General features: G+C 63.9%; 18 protein-coding genes and 1 riboswitch. Of the genes, 11 read left to right on the top strand and 7 right to left on the bottom strand.

The features are described 5' to 3' along the window. The gene (lspA, locus tag OVA12_RS18560) at nucleotides 1-600 is read left to right on the top strand and encodes a signal peptidase II (protein WP_268139933.1); all 600 of its coding nucleotides are present in this window, start codon (nucleotides 1-3) and stop codon (nucleotides 598-600) included. Between the two features lie 66 nt (nucleotides 601-666). Then, on the top strand, nucleotides 667-1,383 hold the full coding sequence (locus OVA12_RS18555) for a hypothetical protein (RefSeq protein WP_268139931.1): 717 nt from the start codon (nucleotides 667-669) through the stop codon (nucleotides 1,381-1,383). Nucleotides 1,384-1,717: 334 nt separating this feature from the next. On the opposite strand, the gene OVA12_RS18550 is transcribed toward OVA12_RS18555, so the two are convergent. Beyond that, nucleotides 1,718-3,214: an EAL domain-containing protein gene (locus OVA12_RS18550; RefSeq protein ID WP_268139929.1), complete on the bottom strand. Its 1,497-nt coding sequence runs from the start codon at nucleotides 3,212-3,214 to the stop codon at nucleotides 1,718-1,720. Nucleotides 3,215-3,502: 288 nt separating this feature from the next. Here OVA12_RS18550 and OVA12_RS18545 point away from each other — a divergent pair, with 288 nt between their 5' ends. From OVA12_RS18545 to groL, 5 genes are all read left to right on the top strand, one after another. Further along, the gene (locus tag OVA12_RS18545; RefSeq protein ID WP_268139927.1) at nucleotides 3,503-4,294 is read left to right on the top strand and encodes a hypothetical protein; all 792 of its coding nucleotides are present in this window, start codon (nucleotides 3,503-3,505) and stop codon (nucleotides 4,292-4,294) included. 334 nt (nucleotides 4,295-4,628) lie between these two features. Then, nucleotides 4,629-5,999: a sigma-54-dependent transcriptional regulator gene (locus OVA12_RS18540; protein ID WP_268139925.1), complete on the top strand. Its 1,371-nt coding sequence runs from the start codon at nucleotides 4,629-4,631 to the stop codon at nucleotides 5,997-5,999. Nucleotides 6,000-6,036: 37 nt separating this feature from the next. After that, nucleotides 6,037-6,438 (top strand): TIGR03067 domain-containing protein, encoded by a 402-nt coding sequence (locus OVA12_RS18535; protein ID WP_268139923.1) that lies wholly within the window; start codon nucleotides 6,037-6,039, stop codon nucleotides 6,436-6,438. Nucleotides 6,439-6,702: 264 nt separating this feature from the next. Next, entirely contained in the window at nucleotides 6,703-6,990 is a 288-nt protein-coding gene (gene groES, locus OVA12_RS18530; protein ID WP_268139921.1) for a co-chaperone GroES, read from the top strand. Between the two features lie 59 nt (nucleotides 6,991-7,049). Then, complete coding sequence (gene groL, locus OVA12_RS18525) at nucleotides 7,050-8,693, top strand: chaperonin GroEL (protein ID WP_268139919.1); 1,644 nt, start codon at nucleotides 7,050-7,052, stop codon at nucleotides 8,691-8,693. 464 nt (nucleotides 8,694-9,157) lie between these two features. Here groL and OVA12_RS18520 read toward each other — a convergent pair whose 3' ends face one another. Both OVA12_RS18520 and OVA12_RS18515 read right to left on the bottom strand, forming a co-directional pair. Further along, nucleotides 9,158-10,486 (bottom strand): M16 family metallopeptidase, encoded by a 1,329-nt coding sequence (locus OVA12_RS18520; protein ID WP_268139917.1) that lies wholly within the window; start codon nucleotides 10,484-10,486, stop codon nucleotides 9,158-9,160. Nucleotides 10,487-10,522: 36 nt separating this feature from the next. Next, a complete protein-coding gene (locus OVA12_RS18515) occupies nucleotides 10,523-11,953 on the bottom strand; it encodes a M16 family metallopeptidase (RefSeq protein ID WP_268139915.1) in 1,431 nt (476 codons plus the stop codon). On the opposite strand from OVA12_RS18515, the gene OVA12_RS18510 reads away from it, so the two are divergent. Together OVA12_RS18510 and OVA12_RS18505 are read left to right on the top strand one after the other, a co-directional pair. Then, nucleotides 11,952-12,245: a hypothetical protein gene (locus OVA12_RS18510; protein WP_268139913.1), complete on the top strand. Its 294-nt coding sequence runs from the start codon at nucleotides 11,952-11,954 to the stop codon at nucleotides 12,243-12,245. The genes OVA12_RS18515 and OVA12_RS18510 overlap by 2 nt on opposite strands. Next, a complete protein-coding gene (locus tag OVA12_RS18505) occupies nucleotides 12,232-12,879 on the top strand; it encodes a hypothetical protein (RefSeq protein WP_268139911.1) in 648 nt (215 codons plus the stop codon). Before OVA12_RS18510 ends, OVA12_RS18505 begins: the two co-directional genes overlap by 14 nt. Before the next feature lie 75 nt (nucleotides 12,880-12,954). Here OVA12_RS18505 and OVA12_RS18500 read toward each other — a convergent pair whose 3' ends face one another. Then, a complete protein-coding gene (locus OVA12_RS18500; protein ID WP_268139909.1) occupies nucleotides 12,955-13,659 on the bottom strand; it encodes a glutathione binding-like protein in 705 nt (234 codons plus the stop codon). A 164-nt stretch (nucleotides 13,660-13,823) separates the two neighbouring features. On the opposite strand from OVA12_RS18500, the gene OVA12_RS18495 reads away from it, so the two are divergent. Then, nucleotides 13,824-14,027 (top strand): SlyX family protein, encoded by a 204-nt coding sequence (locus OVA12_RS18495; protein ID WP_268139907.1) that lies wholly within the window; start codon nucleotides 13,824-13,826, stop codon nucleotides 14,025-14,027. 42 nt (nucleotides 14,028-14,069) lie between these two features. Here OVA12_RS18495 and OVA12_RS18490 read toward each other — a convergent pair whose 3' ends face one another. Together OVA12_RS18490 and OVA12_RS18485 are read right to left on the bottom strand one after the other, a co-directional pair. Then, nucleotides 14,070-15,086: a hypothetical protein gene (locus tag OVA12_RS18490; protein ID WP_268139905.1), complete on the bottom strand. Its 1,017-nt coding sequence runs from the start codon at nucleotides 15,084-15,086 to the stop codon at nucleotides 14,070-14,072. Between the two features lie 102 nt (nucleotides 15,087-15,188). After that, nucleotides 15,189-15,920: a YoaK family protein gene (locus OVA12_RS18485; protein WP_268139903.1), complete on the bottom strand. Its 732-nt coding sequence runs from the start codon at nucleotides 15,918-15,920 to the stop codon at nucleotides 15,189-15,191. A gap of 194 nt (nucleotides 15,921-16,114) precedes the next feature. After that, nucleotides 16,115-16,226, top strand: a riboswitch (SAM-I-IV-variant riboswitch). A 67-nt stretch (nucleotides 16,227-16,293) separates the two neighbouring features. Here OVA12_RS18485 and OVA12_RS18480 point away from each other — a divergent pair. Next, on the top strand, nucleotides 16,294-16,581 hold the full coding sequence (locus tag OVA12_RS18480; protein WP_268139901.1) for a hypothetical protein: 288 nt from the start codon (nucleotides 16,294-16,296) through the stop codon (nucleotides 16,579-16,581). Nucleotides 16,582-16,763: 182 nt separating this feature from the next. Here OVA12_RS18480 and OVA12_RS18475 read toward each other — a convergent pair whose 3' ends face one another. Continuing rightward, nucleotides 16,764-17,111 (bottom strand): acyl-CoA thioesterase, encoded by a 348-nt coding sequence (locus tag OVA12_RS18475; RefSeq protein ID WP_268141417.1) that lies wholly within the window; start codon nucleotides 17,109-17,111, stop codon nucleotides 16,764-16,766. Nucleotides 17,112-17,238: the final 127 nt, after the last annotated feature.

Raw genomic sequence — 17,238 nt, 5'->3', positions numbered from 1 at the left:
ATGACCGAGCATCCGGCCCCCAGGGCAGACACGTCAGACAAGGCCGAAGCCCCTGCACCCGCATCCGGGCCGCAAGGGTTTGGCGAACGCTGGCTCTGGGGACCGGCCAGCCGGGGCATTGCCTGGCTGGCTGCCCTGGTCTTTGTCCTCGACCAGGCCAGCAAGCTGTGGCTGCTGTTCGTCTATGACCTGCCAGCCCGCCCGCCGGTCGACCTCTTGCCGTTCCTGCAGCTCGTCACCGTCTGGAATCGTGGCATTTCCTACGGGTTGATGCAGCAGGAGACGGATCTCGGCCGCTGGGCGCTGGCGCTCTTCACCGTTGTTGCCGCCATCGGCCTCTGGGTCTGGTCCGTGCGCGGGGCCACGCGGGTCGGCGCGATTTCCTTTGGCCTCCTCATCGGCGGCGCGCTCGGCAATGGTGTCGATCGCTTCGCCTATGGCGCGGTTTATGACTTCCTGCATCTCCATTGGGGAGACTTTTCCTGGTACGTCTTCAACGTGGCCGATGCGGCCATCGTTGCCGGCGTCGTCGGTCTCCTGTATGACGGGTTTGCAAGCGGTCCAAATAATGCCTCAAAATCCGGCTCTAAGACGGATTGACTGGGGTGTGACCGCCCGGCGGCCTTCTGGCCTTTCAGCAACACGGGATATGGCGACGTGCGCTTGATGTATATTGAGAGTGTTTCACGGCTTGGCAGCAAGTCCGCGCGTCGCGCCAGCCTCGCCGTTGTGGCTCTGGCCATCGCCCTTGCCGGCTGCGTGACCGACCCGAATGGCCATGAGGAAGGCGTCGACCAGGCTGCCGTGCGCAAGATCATGGAAGGCCTTGGCGCGGTCGATCCCAAGCAGAAGCCGATCGATTACAAGCCGCGTGCACCGCTCGCCATGCCGGCCAAGCTGACCGAGCTGCCGCAGCCGGAAACCGCGACCGCCGAGCAGGCTGCCAACTGGCCGAAGCCGCAGAACCAGGAACTGCAGGATCTCAAGGCACTTTATGCCAAGGGCAACGGCACCGACCTTTTGACGCCGGAGCAGATGCGCGGCATCCAGCTCGGGTCGTCCAAGCCGCGCGACATCGCAGCGGAAAAGCGCGACGAAGAGCTGACCAGCGGCAAGCTGATGACCCCGGCCGAGATGAAGCAGCAGCACGAAGGTGCCGGCCAGATCGACACCTCGAAGCTGTTCGGGCCCGATGGCCAGCCGGTCCGGCGCTACCTCGTCGAGCCGCCTGTCACCTACTCGACCCCGGCCGCCAATGCGCCGCTCAACAAGCCGGCCGACACCAAGGACGTCCAGCGCCGCGAAACGCTCGAAATGGAAGGCGCGCAGATCAAGATGAACTGCACCCCCTCCCCGACCGAAGACTGCATCCAGCGCCGCTGATCCGGCGCGGACGTCAACAAGCGACAAAGGCGGCCAGTGGCCGCCTTTTTTGTTGTTTGCCGGTTCCGGTTTGTCACCCCGGCCGAGCATCGCGAGAGCCGGGGCCTACTCGTTTGCAGAGCGATGATACCGGCATCGCGATTTAGCCTGCTGTCATGCCCGCCGTTTGCGGCGCTTCAATTGCTTCTATGGGCTCTGCAAGCGAGTAGGCCCCGGATCTCCGCTTCGCTGCGTCCGGGGTGACACGGAGAGCAAGTGAACTCAGCACCAACCCGTTGGCGCGCCTGGCCTCACCTTGTTTGCAAAGACGCCGCAGTTTGCAATCCGCGCGGCATCACCCTGCGGCGCGCTTGCGCGGCGCGGGGGCCGGGGCGCCCTGCAGCACCTCCGCCCGCACCGGGCGTGGCGGCGAGAACAGGAAGCCCTGGGCAAGGGTCAGGTCCGCATCCAGCAATTCGAGCACCTGCGATTCGGTCTCGACGTGATCGGCGATCAGTTCCATGCCGTAACGGCCAAGCAGATCGCCGAAGTCGGCGGGATGGATATGGCCGTGATCAGTGGGCCGCCGTCCGATCAGGTAGTCCGCATTAAGCTTGGCAAAGCGGAAGCCGCGCTCGGCGAGCGCGCGGAAGTCCATCTTCAGGTCGTGGATCTGGTCGACGGAGAAACGGAAGCCCAGCTCGGCGAGCGCGCCAAGGCTTTCCATTTCCACCACACCCATCTGCGCCACATCATCCTGCGTGAACTCGAAAATCAGCAGTTCGCCGAAGTTCTTGTTGGCGCGCACGAACTCGAGGAAGCCGGGGAAGAAGGTCTCGTCCACCAGCGACAGGGACGAGATGTTGCAGAACAGCGCCACGTCGCGATTGCGCGTTGCCAGCCGGCGCACCACCTGCACCGAGCGGAACAGCAGCAGATTGTCGATGCGTGGCACGAGGCCGGACCGCAGCGCCTCGGGAAGGAACACCGACGCCTCGAGCATTTCGCCGTTGGTGTCGCGAATGCGGGTGAGGCTCTCGTAATATTTCACCCGCCGCTGCGGCAGGGTGACGATTGGCTGCAGGAACAGGTCAACGCGGTTGGCATTCAGCGCGGACCGGATCAGCTCGCGCATCGCCGGATCAGACTGCGGCTCCTGCTGCATCGGCGGCAGGTCACCCAGCACGGGTTCGATGCGCGACACGCCGCCGACGTCATAGGACTGCTGCGGCGCTTGCGGCGCTGGCTGGTACGGCTGGGGCGCCGCGGGCTGCATCGCCTGCTGATAGCCGGGCGCGTAGCCCGGCTGTTGCGGATGATAACCGGGGGCCGGCTGCTGATACATCTGCGGCTGCGGCGCGTAGCCAGGCTGCTGCGGGTGCATCGGCTGCGCGTAAGGCGAATTGGGATGGTAGGTGAGTTCCGGCATGGGCTGCGGCGCAGCCAGGGCCTGCTGGTCCTCCAGCCGGGTTTCCATGTCCGACATGGCCTCGGCCATCTGCTTCACCAGCGTGCCCAGCACCTCGATTTCCGCAAATAGCGGATCGATGGCCTCCCGCGTCCGGCGCGGCACCGTGTGCTCGACGCCGGTCAGACGGCCTTCCAGATTGGTGACGTCATCATCGATCTCGGCGAGACGTTCCTCGAGCCGGTCAACCGCGTTGGCAACCTCCCCCCGGTCGCGGGAGCGGCTGAGCAGCACCTGCACGAGGATCATGGTGCACAGGAGAGCGAGGGACAGCGACAGGGCTTCGCCGGGCGGGCGACCAAACTGGAACACCAGGACAGCAGCCGACGACAGGGCAATCACGCCCATGCAGATCAGAATGAGAAGGGTTGTCCCGCGCCCCATATCGTTTTGTCGAACTCGCCCCGAATCAAGATTGTGTTAACGATTTTGCCCCAAAGGCCCGGGGCTTCCGACTCTCCATGCCGACAAACAAGGCAATATTTGCCTATTGTCCCCGGTTAAGGCATGCGCCGGGCGCCGTTCTGCCGCTTTGACGCCTGGCTGCAGCATGGCACAGGTTAACGATTTCCGCTTTTCAATTTGCCGCAGCGGCACTAGCCTCAATGAGGGGGAATTCTCGGGAGGGCTTCACCCCGCACGATCTCAACCGCAAAGACGGGAGACGGCGGCATGGATGAAACGGCAGTGCAGGACGGCACGCATGCCGACACCACGATACCTTTGAGGAACGGGACACCCGTGAGAAACGGGCGTGCGGGCGACGACCTGGACGGGATCGGGACCGGCCCGACGAGCGGTCCGCCCTGGTATGCCCTGCCTCAGGCTGAAGCAAGCAACCAGACCAATGCCGCCGAGAACAGCCTCGGATCACACGGGACGACGCCGGCAGCAAGTCTGCCGGACACCGACCTCATCCGCCTTGCCTTGCACAAGATCCTGTCCAGCCCGGAATTCGCCTCGGCAGACCAGCTCCGCGCGTTTCTGCGTTATGTGGTCGAAGCCACGTGCCAGCTCCCGCCCGTGACGCTGAAGGGCTACACCATCGCCACCGAAGCGCTTGGCCGCGGTTATGACTTCAATCCGACGACAGACCCGATTGTGCGCGTCGAAGCCGCCCGTCTGCGCAAACGCTTGCAGGACTATTATGCCGGCACGGGGCAGGAGGACCCGATCCGCATCGAGATCCCGAAAGGATCCTATGTGCCGCAGTTCATCCTGCAGCGCCGGCCCGCGCTTCCCGACGAACCGCAGATGATCGAGCCATCGGCTGTGCCTGCTGCTCCGCCTGTACCGTCCGGGCAAACTGCAAGGCCCGGACCTGAGCTGCCTCTGCCGCATCCCGCCGCTGCAAGACCGCCGGAGCCAGCGGGTTTCGCCCGCCTGTTTTCACGGCGGCCGGAGCTGGTGGGACTGGTTGCCGTCGTTTCCTTTGTCGCCGGGCTCGTGATCGGCGGCATCTAGGGGGCATCGTCTCCCGGACGGCACTTTCGCGACGCCTTGTCGAATTCGCGCTGGCGAAGGGTTCAACAGCCACGCGCCCAGCGCGCCCCTACGTCACCCCGTTGCCCCCTCACCTGCGCCGCCGCAGGTTACGCCCGGGACAAGCCAGCTGGGGCGCAAAGTGACTGTGTGACAACGCTTTGTTTACCCTGTTCGACGAATGTTGATCCACAAACATCGATCGTCCTGCCGCATGGATCATCACAACAACGGGAGTATCCCGGGCATGGGGAGCATACCGGACCTGCATGGGTCCCTCCAAGTTCGAGTCCTGGACGCAACTCCAGCTGACGCCATGCGCGCAGCCACGGTTTGCGCGAAATTGCCCGGAACCGTCGCAGAACCCATTCTTTACGCCGACGCGCGTCAGTGCCTCGAGGATCTCGCCCTCGCGCCGACGGATGTTCTGGTGCTGGACATGGAAACGATCGGCGGCGACGACGCCCTGTCACGTTTCGCCGTCCGCTGCCCCAGCGCCGTCATCATTGCAGTCAGCGCGGAAGGGTCGATGACCCGGGCGCTGAATGCCATGCGGGCGGGTGCGCATGACTTCCTGGCCAAGCCGTATTCGCTGGAAACCCTGACCCACAAGGTGCGGACCCAGCTGGACATGCAGCGCGGCCGCTTCCAGCCAACTGGACAGCGCCGTCCGTCCGAGACCGGCGCGACCATCGCGCTGGAGACCGCGCAACCGGTGGGCCGGTTCAGCAGCCAGTCCCAGACGATGCGCCAGCTTTACGCAACGATCCGTCGGCTGGCTCCATCTGACGCCCCGGTGTTCATCACCGGCGAGGCCGGCACCGGCAAGACCCTGTGCGCCGAAGCCATCCATGGCTTGTCCAGCCGCAGCGACGCCCGGCTCGTCAGCATCAACTGCGCCAGCCTCAGCGCCGACGAACTCGAAGCCGAGCTGTTCGGTGGCCTGACCGGCAGCCGCAGCGGACGCAGCGATCTGCTCAGCCTGTGCGACGGCGGCACGCTGCATCTCGACGAGATCTGCGACATGGACCCTGCGCTGCAGAGCCGCCTTCTGCGCGTGCTGCAGACGGGCATGGTGCCGTCACGCACGACCGGTACCGATCTCGAGATCGATGTCCGTGTCATCTGCGCCACCAGCCGCGATCCGCTGGCGGAAATCGCGGCGGGACGGCTGCGCGAGGATCTTTATTATCGCCTGCATGTCCTGCCGGTGGTCGTTCCGCCGCTGCGCGACCGGCGCGATGACATCCTGCCCCTGGCACAAGGCTTCCTCACGCGCTTTGCCGCTGAAGAAAGCCGCTCGTTCCGCGGCTTTGATGCCGACGCAGAAGCCCGCCTGCTGAGCTACGGCTGGCCCGGCAACGTGCGTCAGCTCGAGAACACGATCCGGCAGATCGTCATCATGAATGACGCTGCCGCTGTCGCCTATGACATGCTGCCGCTGATGATCCGCGACACGTTCAGCCGCGGACGGTCTCCGGCGGAAGATCCCCGCGACAAGCGCCGTCCTGTTCGCGCCGGCCGGCCGCATTCCAGCATCGAACCGCTGTGGGCGCAGGAACGCCGCATCATCGAGGATGCCCTCGACGCCTTCGACGGCAACATTGCCCTGGCCGCTGCCGCGCTGGAAATCAGCCCGTCGACGATCTACCGCAAGAAGCAGTCCTGGTCCGAGCGGCTGCAGTAAGCCACTGCCAGGCGCAAGACGCGGAAGGACAGATCCCATGGACCAGCAGACCCTAGCCGACCTTCAGGCCTTGCAGGGCCGCTGGCTCCAGGTCCGCTTCGAGGAAAATGGCCTCATCAACCCGCCAGACAGCCACGGTCTGCCTGGCGCGATCACCACGATCAATGGCACCGGGTTTCATGTGGCCGTCCCCGGCCAGGACACGATCCTCGAGGGTGTGTTCGAACTTGATGCCACCTGCAAGCCGAAGTCGATCACCTGGATCGACGGCATCGGCGAGGACGCCGGCAAGCGCCTGCCGGCCATCTACGAACTGACAGCCGACAGCTTCCTCTTTGTTGCCGCCGATGAAGGGATGGACCGGCCTGCGCAGTTCGTCACCGGCCCCGGCCTCACCCTGCGCGGCTTTGTCCGAGCCGACGCGATCAATGCGGCTTAGCCGCAACGGATTGATCATCGCCAAGCGCGCACCGTTTACCCTGTTTTCCTTGTTTCTCGACGCCATCCCGGCGGCCGCATTTTTTGACCTTTGCGTCCATTGACAAGCCAGAGGCTCGCTCCTACATCGTGGACGCGTTAGCACTCGCTGTTGAGGAGTGCTAACAGGACGCGGGATCATCTCCCGCGCTCTCTCGAGCCATCAACCTAATGGATTGCGTGCTGCTTTCAGATGGGGGCACGCCGCATGAGAGGAAAGAGCCAAATGACGTTTCGTCCGCTGCACGACCGTGTCGTTGTTCGTCGCGTAACCTCCGAAGAGAAGACCGCCGGCGGCATCATCATTCCGGACACCGCCAAGGAAAAGCCGCAGGAAGGCGAAGTCGTCGCCGTCGGCCCGGGTGCCCGCAAGGACAACGGCGACCTGATCCCGGTTGACGTGAAGGCTGGTGATCGCGTGCTCTTCGGCAAGTGGTCCGGCACCGAAGTCAAGATCAACGGTGAAGACCTGCTGATCATGAAGGAATCCGACATCATGGGTGTGATCGCCTGATTTTCTGGCGGACCTCCGGATTCTTCTGACATCAACCCTATTAGAAGTGAGACGAGAAAATGGCTGCTAAGGACGTAAAGTTCGGCGCTGATGCCCGTGAAAAGATGCTGCGCGGCGTGGATATCCTCGCCAATGCCGTGAAGGTGACCCTCGGCCCGAAGGGCCGCAACGTCGTGCTCGACAAGGCCTTCGGTGCACCGCGCATCACCAAGGACGGCGTGTCCGTCGCCAAGGAAATCGAGCTCGAAGACAAGTTCGAGAACATGGGCGCCCAGATGGTGCGCGAAGTGGCCTCGAAGACCAACGACATCGCCGGTGACGGCACCACCACGGCCACCGTGCTGGCTCAGTCCATCGTCAAGGAAGGTGCCAAGGCTGTTGCCGCCGGCATGAACCCGATGGACCTGAAGCGCGGCATCGACATGGCTGCTGCTGAAGCCGTCAAGTACCTCGTTGCTTCGTCCAAGAAGATCACCACCTCGGAAGAAGTTGCCCAGGTTGGCACCATCTCCGCCAACGGCGACGTGCAGGTCGGCAAGGACATTGCCGAAGCCATGCAGCGCGTCGGCAACGAAGGCGTCATCACCGTCGAGGAAGCCAAGTCGCTCGAGACCGAACTCGAAGTCGTCGAAGGCATGCAGTTCGACCGTGGCTACCTGTCCCCGTACTTCGTCACCAACGCAGAGAAGATGCTCGCCGAGCTGGAGAAGCCGTTCATTCTCCTGCACGAGAAGAAGCTCTCCAACCTGCAGGCCATGCTGCCGATCCTCGAAGCAGTTGTTCAGTCCGGCCGTCCGCTGCTGATCATCGCTGAAGACGTCGAAGGCGAAGCCCTGGCGACCCTCGTCGTCAACAAGCTGCGCGGCGGCCTCAAGATCGCTGCTGTCAAGGCTCCGGGCTTCGGCGACCGCCGCAAGGCCATGCTGGAAGACCTCGCCATCCTGACCGGCGGCACCGTCATCTCCGAAGACCTCGGCATCAAGCTGGAGAGCGTCACGCTCGACATGCTCGGCAAGGCCGACAAGGTCTCGATCTCCAAGGAAAACACCACCATCGTCGATGGCGCTGGTTCCAAGGACGACATCGCTGGCCGCGTTGCACAGATCAAGGCGCAGATCGAGGAAACCACCTCGGACTACGACCGTGAGAAGCTGCAGGAGCGTCTTGCCAAGCTGGCTGGCGGCGTTGCCGTCATCCGCGTCGGCGGTGCGACCGAGATCGAAGTGAAGGAAAAGAAGGACCGCGTTGACGACGCCCTGAACGCAACCCGCGCTGCGGTTGAAGAAGGCATCGTCCCGGGCGGCGGCACTGCGCTGCTGCGCGCCAAGTCCGCTGTCGAGAAGCTGTCTTCCGACAACGCCGACATCCAGGCCGGTATCAAGATCGTCCTGCGCGCTCTGGAGTCCCCGATCCGTCAGATCGTCGAGAACGCTGGCGTTGAAGGCTCGATCGTGGTCGGCAAGGTTCTGGAAAGCAACGACGTCAGCTTCGGCTTCGACGCCCAGTCCGAAACCTACGTCAACATGATCGAAGCCGGCATCATCGACCCGACCAAGGTCGTGCGCACCGCGCTGCAGGACGCCGCTTCGGTCGCAGGCCTGCTGATCACCACTGGCGCCATGGTTGCCGAGCTGCCGAAGAAGGACGCTCCGGCTATGCCGGGCGGCGGCGGCATGGGTGGCATGGGCGGCATGGACTTCTAAGAAGTCCATAAAGCCGACCATCAGCTTAAGTCCTGTGCCCGCCATGCGGGCACGGGGTGCGGCATGGACTTCAAGCAAGTCCATAAAGCCGACCATCAGCTTTGGTTACGGAAAGGGCGGCCCTCGGGCCGCCCTTTTTGTTTGTTCTGCGGCTGTTTGCAGGAACAACCCAAGCCCGCATGGCATCTTGATAGCCCTGCCGATCTCCTCTGCCTGGACGGCGCGGCGGCCTCATCAAGCTCCTCCAATCCGTCCCGGCCCTGTGCCGGGACCCGTTGGGCCGGCAAGAACCACGAGGCCTGGGACAAAGACCACGTCATGAACTTGCGGTGCTTCCCTCACTCCGTCTGTCTCCGCGAGCGCAAAGACGCAACGACGGCAGGTAAGGTTGGTACGGCCCAACAAAATACAAAAAAGGCGGCCCGGAGGCCGCCTTGGTTTCCTTTAGGGAAATCAGGCTTCACTCAGCTTGCGGCCGGACCAACGGTGACGACCAGCGGCGCGGCGTTTTCGAGGAGGCGCTTGGCGACGCGCTTGACGTCATCCAGGGTCACAGCCTCGATCTCGGCATTGCGGCGGTCGAAATAGTCGATCCCGAGCTTTGCTGTCTGCAGCGCGACGAGCTGGCTGGCAATCTTGCCCGAGGTATCGAAGCGCAGCGCGTAGGAGCCGGTGAGGAACGCCTTGGCCTTTGCCAATTCTTCCGCCGTCGGTCCCGTCTCGGCCATCCGCTTGAACTGGGCGAGGATGATGTCGAGTGTCTCGCCTGCCCGGTCCGCCCGGGTAGCGGCGGAGGCAAACAGCAGGCCGGTGTGGGCATAAGGCACAAGATCCGAGCCCGCGCCGTAGGACAGGCCGCGCTTCTCGCGCACTTCCTCATAGAGCCAGGACGTGAAGCTGCCGCCGCCGAGGATATGATCCATCAAAAAGGCCGCCTGGTAATCCTTGTCCTCGCGCTTCAAGCCGGGCACGCCGATCAGGATCGTGGTCTGCGGCACGTCCATGGTCCGGGTGATACGCTCGCCGGTCTTCGGCGTGACGTCGGCGATCTTCGGCAGGCTGCTCTTTTCCGGCAGCGGGCCGAACACCGTGTCGAGCAGCGGCGCCAGTGTCTTGGCGTCGATCGCCCCAACCACGCCGATCACCAGCCCCTCGCGGACAAACAGCTTCTGCCGCTGCGCCTTCAGGTCCTCCGGCGTCAACGTGGCCATGCTGGCCAGGGTGCCGTTGCCCGGCCGGGAATAGGGATGGCCCGGGAACGCGGCCTCCATGAAGCTGCGCGAGGCCACCGAATCGGGATCTTCCTCGGCCTGTTTCAGCCCGGCCAGGATCTGCGCCCGCATGCGCTCGACAGCGTCGGCATCAAAGCGCGGCTCGTTGACGGCCAGGCGCAGCATTTCAAAGGCCTCGTCGCGCGTGCCGGTCAGGGTGCGCAAGCTGCCGTAGGTCTGGTCCGTGCCGGCATCGAAGTTGACGCTGATCGCCAGCTCTTCCATGCGCGCCTGATAGGCGGCGGAATCAAGATCGCCCGCCCCTTCATTGAGCGAGGCCGCCATCAGCGACGCGGCGCCTTCCTTGCCCGCCGGGTCCTGTGTGCTGCCATTGACGAAGGCGAAATTGAGGGCGATGATCGGCAGGGTCTGGTCTTCCACCAGCCAGGCCTCCACACCTCCGGGGCTGGTGACGCGCTGGATCGTGGTGGCCAGCGCCGGCCATCCGCCAGCGATCAGCAGAGCCGAGCCGACGCAGGCGACACGGGCCGTCCGCTTCAGAAAATCGAGGGAATGAAACATGGGTCTGTCCTTCTCGGGATCGGACGAAATCTGGACTCAGGACTTCTGACCGGCCGGTGCGCCGGCATTGGCAGCCGGCTTCAGCAGGTGGTCCTGATCCGGCGGCGTCAGATAGCCGGCGATCGGGTCGGTGCTGAGATAGGCCTTGGCCACGGCCTGGATATCGGCGACCGTGACAGCGGAAATCTGGGCAGGCCAGCTCTGGACATCCTCGATGCTCTGGCCGCTGGTGAGGGCTGCGCCAAACAACCGTGCGAGGCCCATCTGGCTGTCTTGGCCGTAGATGGCCGAGGACACGAGACTGTGCTTGGCGCGCTTCAGTTCGTCCTCGCTGACGCCCTTGTCGGCGATATCGCGGAGCGCTGTGGTGAACTCCGCTTCCAGATCTGCGAGGGTGGCCTCTCCGCGCGGCGAGCCGTACAGCATGAAGCGCGTGCCATCGAGCGCTGTGTCGAGATAATAGGCGCCCACGTCGACGGCGATCTGCTTGTCGAGGAACGCGGACTTGTAGAGCCGGCTCGTCGGGCCGCCGCCCAGGATCTGCGCCAGCAATTCCAGCGCCTCGGGCTCCCGGTCCTTGCCCGTCGTCTGGCTTGGCACCAGCCAGGTCCAGGACACCGCAGGCTGCCGCACCCGTTCGTCTTCCACATGCACCGACCGGCTGCCAGCCAGCAGCGGCTCGCCGGGACGCACCCGCGCGTCCGGTTCGGCCCGGCGCTCGACCTTGCCATACGTTGCCTCGGCCAGCTTGCGCACCTCGTCGGCGTCCACATCGCCCGCCACCACCAGCACGGCATTGTTCGGGGTGTAGAACCGGTCATAGAAGTCGATCGCCGACTTGCTGTTCAGCGCCTCGATCTCGCTCTCCCAGCCGATGACCGGCGAGCCATAGGGGTGGTTGACGTAGGTCACGGCGGAGAGCGCCTCCTGCAGGCGCGAGGATGGGTCACTGTCGACGCGCATGCGCCGCTCTTCCAGCACCACGTCGCGTTCCGGCGCCACGATCTCGTCGGTCAGGACGAGGTTCTGCATCCGGTCGGCCTCAAGTTCCATCATCAGCGGCAGGTGCTCCTTTGCCACGCGCTGGAAATAGGCCGTGTAGTCATTGCTGGTAAAGGCGTTCTCCTGGCCGCCGATGCTGGCGACCGTGGCCGAGAACTGGCCGTTGGCCCGCGTCTTGGTGCCCTTGAACATCAGATGCTCGAGGAAATGCGCAACACCCGACTGGCCAGCCGGCTCATCGGCCGCCCCGACCTTGTACCAGACCATATGCGTGACCACCGGCGCGCGGCGATCAGGGATCACCACCACCTCAAGCCCGTTGGCCAGGGTAAAGCTGGACAGGTTTGCCGCAATGCGCGGCGGTTCGGCGGTCTGCGCCAGGGCGACGGGGGCAAGTGGCGACAGCAAGGTGGCCGACAGGAGGGTTGCGGCAAGGCAACGGCGATAGGCGGCGGTCATCCGCATGAAATTCGGTCTCCCGGTCTGGCGCAGCCGAAGCAGCCGCGCGCGGTCGAAACAATGGCGTGACCCTGAATATGGGCGGGCGAAAGGCAGCGCCGAGTTAAATTTTTGTCATCCGTGGGGATTTAAGTCGAACCGGCGGCTGTCGCGCATCCGGTCATCCGTTCATTTCACGCCTGTCGTGCTTGGCTGGCACATGAGAGACGGCCAAACGTCTTTCCCTGAAGGCGGCGAGATGATGCTGCCGACAGGACAATCAACCCTGAGGGCAGGAGGCAAACATGGCAACACCTGAGGCAGCGCAGATCCTCAAGCAGTTCTACGAAGATTTCGGCGATGCGGTGCTGACGTCAACCTCCGCAACAGTCGTCCAGTACCCGGGAACGCTCTACAACGTCGACGGCAGCACGGATGACCCGAAGATCGATGGCGTGACCTGGAAGCAATTGTTGATCGACAACGGCATCAATGGAAACTGCTATGTCACCTCGCCCCTGCCGACGGATGCCTCGTCGCATCCCTCGTTCAATGTCGGCGGCCACATGACGCCGAACAGCGATGGCTCTGTGGCCATCGGTGGCATCTGTTACCTGATGCCGCTCTGTTCCTGGCACAACAGCAAGCAACGGGATGGCGTGCCCTTCGCGCATACCGAAACGACGATGCTGCAACTGTCCGGCTACATGCAGGCCGAACCCGCCGCGACCTTCCTGGCACGGCAACCGGGCGATGCGCCTTACACGATGGTTGGCGCTGACGGGACGCAGCTCACCGTCCATCCGATCGGCAAGGCCCAGGTGGCCGCGCTGAAGACCGCCCGCCCCCTGGCGGCCGGGGAGATGGCCGGCCCCTCGCACTATCTCATCTTCCGTCAGGTTCATGACGGCGACGCGATCCGATATGTGATCGACCACGCCAGCCTGCCGTAACCGCCAGAACTGGCAGAACGGCAGGCGACGGGTTGATCGACGCCCTAGCGGACGCGGGTCTGGTCTGGCCCCGCGTCAGCCGCGCGGCGGAATGTTGACCGCAGCCTCGCTGGCCGGACGGGCCATGCAGGCCTCGAACCAGCGCAGCACGTTGGTGCGGCTCGCCAGGTCGACATGGTCTGCGGCCTCATAGAAGCCGGAGATTGTCCGCAGCCACGGCCAGCAGGCGATGTCGGCGATGCTGTAATCGCTGCCCATGATCCAGTCGCGGCCCTCGAGGCGCTTGTCGAGCACGCCGAGCAAGCGCTTGACCTCGTCGCGGTAGCGCTCGAACGGGCGGCGGTCCTCATACTCGCGGCCGGCGAACTTGTGGAAGAAGCCGAGCTGGCCGGACATCGGACCGAGCCCACCCATCTGCCACATCAGCCACTGGATCGTTTCATACTTCTGTGCCGGATCCTTCGCGAGGAACTGGCCAGTCTTTTCGGCCAGATAGATCAGGATCGCGCCGGACTCCCACAGTGCCAGCGGCTGACCAGCCGGACCGTTCGGATCGATGATCGCCGGGATCTTGTTGTTCGGGTTGAGCGACAGGAACTCCGGCGTCAGCTGGTCGTTGCTGGCAAAGTCAACCAGGTGGGCCTCAAAGGACAGACCGGTTTCCACCAGCATGGCGCTGACCTTGATGCCGTTGGGAGTCGGCAGGGAATAGAGCTGCAGGCGGTCCGGATGCTGGGCCGGCCACTTCCGCGTGATCGGAAAATCGGCAAGGGTCGTCATGGCAGTGCTTTCGCTGGGCTGCCCGGGCCGGGCGGCGCAGGCAAGGGTAGGACGCATTTGATCTAGCACGCCTGCCGCGCTTTCCAAGCCCCGGCCATCTTGTCCTCACGCGGAAATGAGCGTAGGCGGTTCGTCTGTTACCCCTGACGGCCCCCGGAGACACCATGTCCGAAGAGCGGATCGAGAAACTGGAAATCGACCTTGCTCATGCCAATCACACGATTGACGAGCTCAATGCCGTGGTCATCGAGCAGGGCAAGCAAATCGACCGGCTGACGCGCAAGCTGATGGAAATGACGGACCAGATCGACGAGCTGATCGAGACAGGTCTGCCGACCCACCGGATCGACAAGCCGCCGCATTATTGAGCGAAGTGGCGCGGGCGGGACCGCGCGCGCCAGCAGTTCACATCAGGCGTTCACGAAGCCATTGATCATCGCCGCCATGGTGCCGGCCTGGTTGGCCGTCACCTGGATGGATGGCAGGTTGCGGTCATAGACCGGGAAGCTGCGGAAGTAGTCACGCGGATAATATTGCTGGCCTGCCCGGATGTTCGGGCCAGTCACCGCGACACCGTGCAGACCCGGGTAGGATGCTCGCTGGAGGAATGTGCCCAGCCGGCTGAAGTTGGTCCAGATCGTGTTGCCGGCCACGTTCCCGGCCGGACTTGGGTAGACCTGCGCCTGATAGTAGGCCCTGAGATTGTTGGCATCGATCAGGCTGTGGCCGACATGCACATTCGCCCTGTCATCCGGGATCAGCGCCAGCGCGTTGCCGAAATTGGCGCCCGTCGCCTGCGCGGCGGCCACCTGCATGGCCCCGATCGGGAAATCCATCAGGCACAGGGGCCTATAGCGCTTGTTGACATCGCTGCGCCCGATAAAGTCACTTTTCCAGCCGGAGCGCTTGAAGGCCCAGAACGTCCCGGCGAGGTCTCCGGCCGTGACATAGACAACCCGCGTGAGACCGGTAACGTTGTTGGCGGCATTGGCGTTCACCAGTTCGTCGGTGGTGATCAGCTGGGCCGTGTTCTGCAGCGCCGCGAGCGTCTGGGCAAAGTCGGTGCCAGAGACACCCAGCCGGACATAGACGTAGTACTTGCTCTTGTAGACCGGGTCCGTGACCGCCTCCCAGCTCGTCGACAGCGCGTTGCGCGGGTTCTGCATGTCACCGAGCAGGCCTGCCACGGCGAAATACAGCCGCGTGCCGGCTGTGGTGGCAACAAAGCCGTGTTCATGCAACGGACGCAGCCGCACGGAATTGTTGTTCAGCGGGCTTCCATAATAGACGCTTGGCATCTGCGCCGGCGTCAAGGAAAGGTGGTTGCGATAATCCCCCGCATCTGCCGCCGGATCGAGGCGCACCGTCCCGAAGCCGACGTTGTTGGCGTTGATCATCATCAGGCTGGGATCATCTTGAGCCGGCATGGCAGGTCCTCATGACTGCGGGAGGCCGCGCCTCCCGATATGGACAGGGTCATGAGTTAAAGACGCGCCCGCCAGCAGGCTGTGACAGACGGACGTGGCGGATCAGCCTTGCCCGGATGACTGCGGCCGCTGTGCCGCGGCCATGGTCAGCAGGATGCCGACCGGCAGCAGCAGCGCATAAAAGCCGACCTGCATCATACCGAAGCCCGCCATCAGCCCGCCGCCGACAAAGGCAAGGATCACCTGCGCGTGCTGGATGGCGCGCGCCCGCGCATCCGCCACCTGCTCGGGTGCAGCCGGTGCCGTGGCCAGCCAGCCGGAAACCAGTCCGGCAATCAGACGCATGGTGTTGCCGGTCATGAAGGTTGTCGGTGCGTGGTAGTTCAGCAGCTCGCTCATGATCACGTTTTGCAGCGACATGGCGAGGGTCGAGATCATCACGGCAGCAATTGTCGCCAGCGCCAGGGGATGTTCCAGAGGCCCGGCAAGCACGGTCACCAGCAGGAACACGACCAGCAACGCGGCTTCCAGCACCAGGAGCGGCGCCAGCCGCAGATGCCCTGCGGCCTTCAGGCGGACGATCAGCTCGTACCAGCCGAGCGTCGCGGCGAAGAAGGTCGCGAGCACCACCAGCTTCAGCTTGGCGTCCTCCGGCAAGGTGAAGATCTCCGTGCACAGCACGACAAGCGTGCCTGTGACGAAGGCGGTAAAGGTGTGGAACAGGCCAAGGACGCAGACAACGTCGACATAGCAGGCGCAGAAGGCCAGCATCATCGCCGTCAACGGCCGGGCCGGATCAAACAGCCCCTGGCGGCTCATCCCTTCGCCTGTCATCTGTCCCCTCCCGCTGTCCCCTGGCCTTGCGCGCATCCCTGCCTGCGCTGCTCACCTGCGCCGCCGACACCCTGCGGTGCATCCCGTTAAGGAGTTGTTGACCACCTCGCGCGAGGCTCAAACGGAGCACTGGGAAACAGCTCCAACCGGGCCTTTCAGGTGATTGACCCCATGCACCGTCCATGGCATAACGCGGCCATCATCAAGAGTAGGGCTGGCGCCCTCGCCAACCTGCCTGTCCGGGCAAGGTGGTCTCCGCAAAGGGATGTGGCTGGAGCGATGCGTCCGGCAACCAAGCGGTCAGTACTTCAATGCGCCAGTCCTCCTCGGGCAACCGACGGAGGATTTTTTAATGTCGAAAGAGAGTAAGGCCATGACTGTTTCTCCCCTCCTTGTCGTTTCCGGGGTGCAGCCGGCTGATCTGGGCGTGATTCCTGCCTATGACCAGCTGACCGCCTCGGAGTTTTATGTCTTGCAGCGTCTGCGCCAGTTCAAACTGCGTTCAGTCCTGCGCCGTCCGCATGCGCCGCTGACCTCAGAGATGCGCCGGACCCGGATTGAAGGGCTCATGTCCCTGTGGAACTCCGGGTGTTCCAAAGCCATCGACGAAAATCTCTACGCCGATCTCGAGCGTCGCGCCCGGCAGATCCTGCGCGGATAATCGTCCCAGTTCCCGGATTTTTCCCAAAATTTTCACAGCTCGCGCGCGCATTTCACGCTGCGTGCAGCTCATGACTGTCTGCGCTTGCCCATTTGCGGGATGTGCGGAGATGCCATTGTCATGCCGGGGCTGAAAGCCCCGGCGACAGTTCTTGAAACAGGCAAGCTTGGTGGGGCCTGTACTCAGGCAGCCGCCGGGGGAACCGGCACCGGCCGGCCTTCGTCGTTCACAGCGACAAAGGTAAAGGTTGCTTCGGTGACCTTCTCGCGGTGCCCGAACCGATGGCGCAGCGCCCAGGCTTCCAGGTTGATTTCCATGGACGTGCGCCCAACCCGGCCGACCCGCGAATAGACGCAGAGCACATCGCCCACATGCACCGGGCGGATGAACTTCATCTTGTCGACCGCGATCGTCACCACGCGGCATCCGGACCGCTGCCCTGCCGCAATACCGCCCGCCAGATCCATCTGGGACAGTACCCAACCGCCGAAAATGTCGCCGGCGGCATTGGTGTCAGCCGGCATGGCCATGGTGCGAAGAGTCAGGTCGCCGCTCGGAGCTTCTGCCAGAACTTCGGAAGGGGATTGGGATGCAACGTCAGTCAAGGCTCGTCTCCGCTCAAATCACTGTGCCGAGCCTAATGGAATTCGCGCAGGT

This window comes from Pannonibacter sp. SL95 (assembly GCF_026672425.1).
Classification (GTDB): Bacteria; Pseudomonadota; Alphaproteobacteria; order Rhizobiales; family Stappiaceae; genus Pannonibacter.
Note: the sequence above shows the minus strand (reverse complement) of the source record. Positions and strands in the feature narration are given on the sequence as shown.

Coding starts and splice junctions, on each gene's coding strand:
- lspA (WP_268139933.1), top strand. CDS start 1: ATGACCGAGCATCCGGCCCCCAGGGCAGACACGTCAGACAAGGCCGAA.
- OVA12_RS18555 (WP_268139931.1), top strand. CDS start 667: ATGTATATTGAGAGTGTTTCACGGCTTGGCAGCAAGTCCGCGCGTCGC.
- OVA12_RS18550 (WP_268139929.1), bottom strand. CDS start 3,214: ATGGGGCGCGGGACAACCCTTCTCATTCTGATCTGCATGGGCGTGATT.
- OVA12_RS18545 (WP_268139927.1), top strand. CDS start 3,503: ATGGATGAAACGGCAGTGCAGGACGGCACGCATGCCGACACCACGATA.
- OVA12_RS18540 (WP_268139925.1), top strand. CDS start 4,629: ATGCGCGCAGCCACGGTTTGCGCGAAATTGCCCGGAACCGTCGCAGAA.
- OVA12_RS18535 (WP_268139923.1), top strand. CDS start 6,037: ATGGACCAGCAGACCCTAGCCGACCTTCAGGCCTTGCAGGGCCGCTGG.
- groES (WP_268139921.1), top strand. CDS start 6,703: ATGACGTTTCGTCCGCTGCACGACCGTGTCGTTGTTCGTCGCGTAACC.
- groL (WP_268139919.1), top strand. CDS start 7,050: ATGGCTGCTAAGGACGTAAAGTTCGGCGCTGATGCCCGTGAAAAGATG.
- OVA12_RS18520 (WP_268139917.1), bottom strand. CDS start 10,486: ATGTTTCATTCCCTCGATTTTCTGAAGCGGACGGCCCGTGTCGCCTGC.
- OVA12_RS18510 (WP_268139913.1), top strand. CDS start 11,952: ATGAAATTCGGTCTCCCGGTCTGGCGCAGCCGAAGCAGCCGCGCGCGG.
- OVA12_RS18515 (WP_268139915.1), bottom strand. CDS start 11,953: ATGCGGATGACCGCCGCCTATCGCCGTTGCCTTGCCGCAACCCTCCTG.
- OVA12_RS18505 (WP_268139911.1), top strand. CDS start 12,232: ATGGCAACACCTGAGGCAGCGCAGATCCTCAAGCAGTTCTACGAAGAT.
- OVA12_RS18500 (WP_268139909.1), bottom strand. CDS start 13,659: ATGACGACCCTTGCCGATTTTCCGATCACGCGGAAGTGGCCGGCCCAG.
- OVA12_RS18495 (WP_268139907.1), top strand. CDS start 13,824: ATGTCCGAAGAGCGGATCGAGAAACTGGAAATCGACCTTGCTCATGCC.
- OVA12_RS18490 (WP_268139905.1), bottom strand. CDS start 15,086: ATGCCGGCTCAAGATGATCCCAGCCTGATGATGATCAACGCCAACAAC.
- OVA12_RS18485 (WP_268139903.1), bottom strand. CDS start 15,920: ATGACAGGCGAAGGGATGAGCCGCCAGGGGCTGTTTGATCCGGCCCGG.
- OVA12_RS18480 (WP_268139901.1), top strand. CDS start 16,294: ATGACTGTTTCTCCCCTCCTTGTCGTTTCCGGGGTGCAGCCGGCTGAT.
- OVA12_RS18475 (WP_268141417.1), bottom strand. CDS start 17,111: ATGGCCATGCCGGCTGACACCAATGCCGCCGGCGACATTTTCGGCGGT.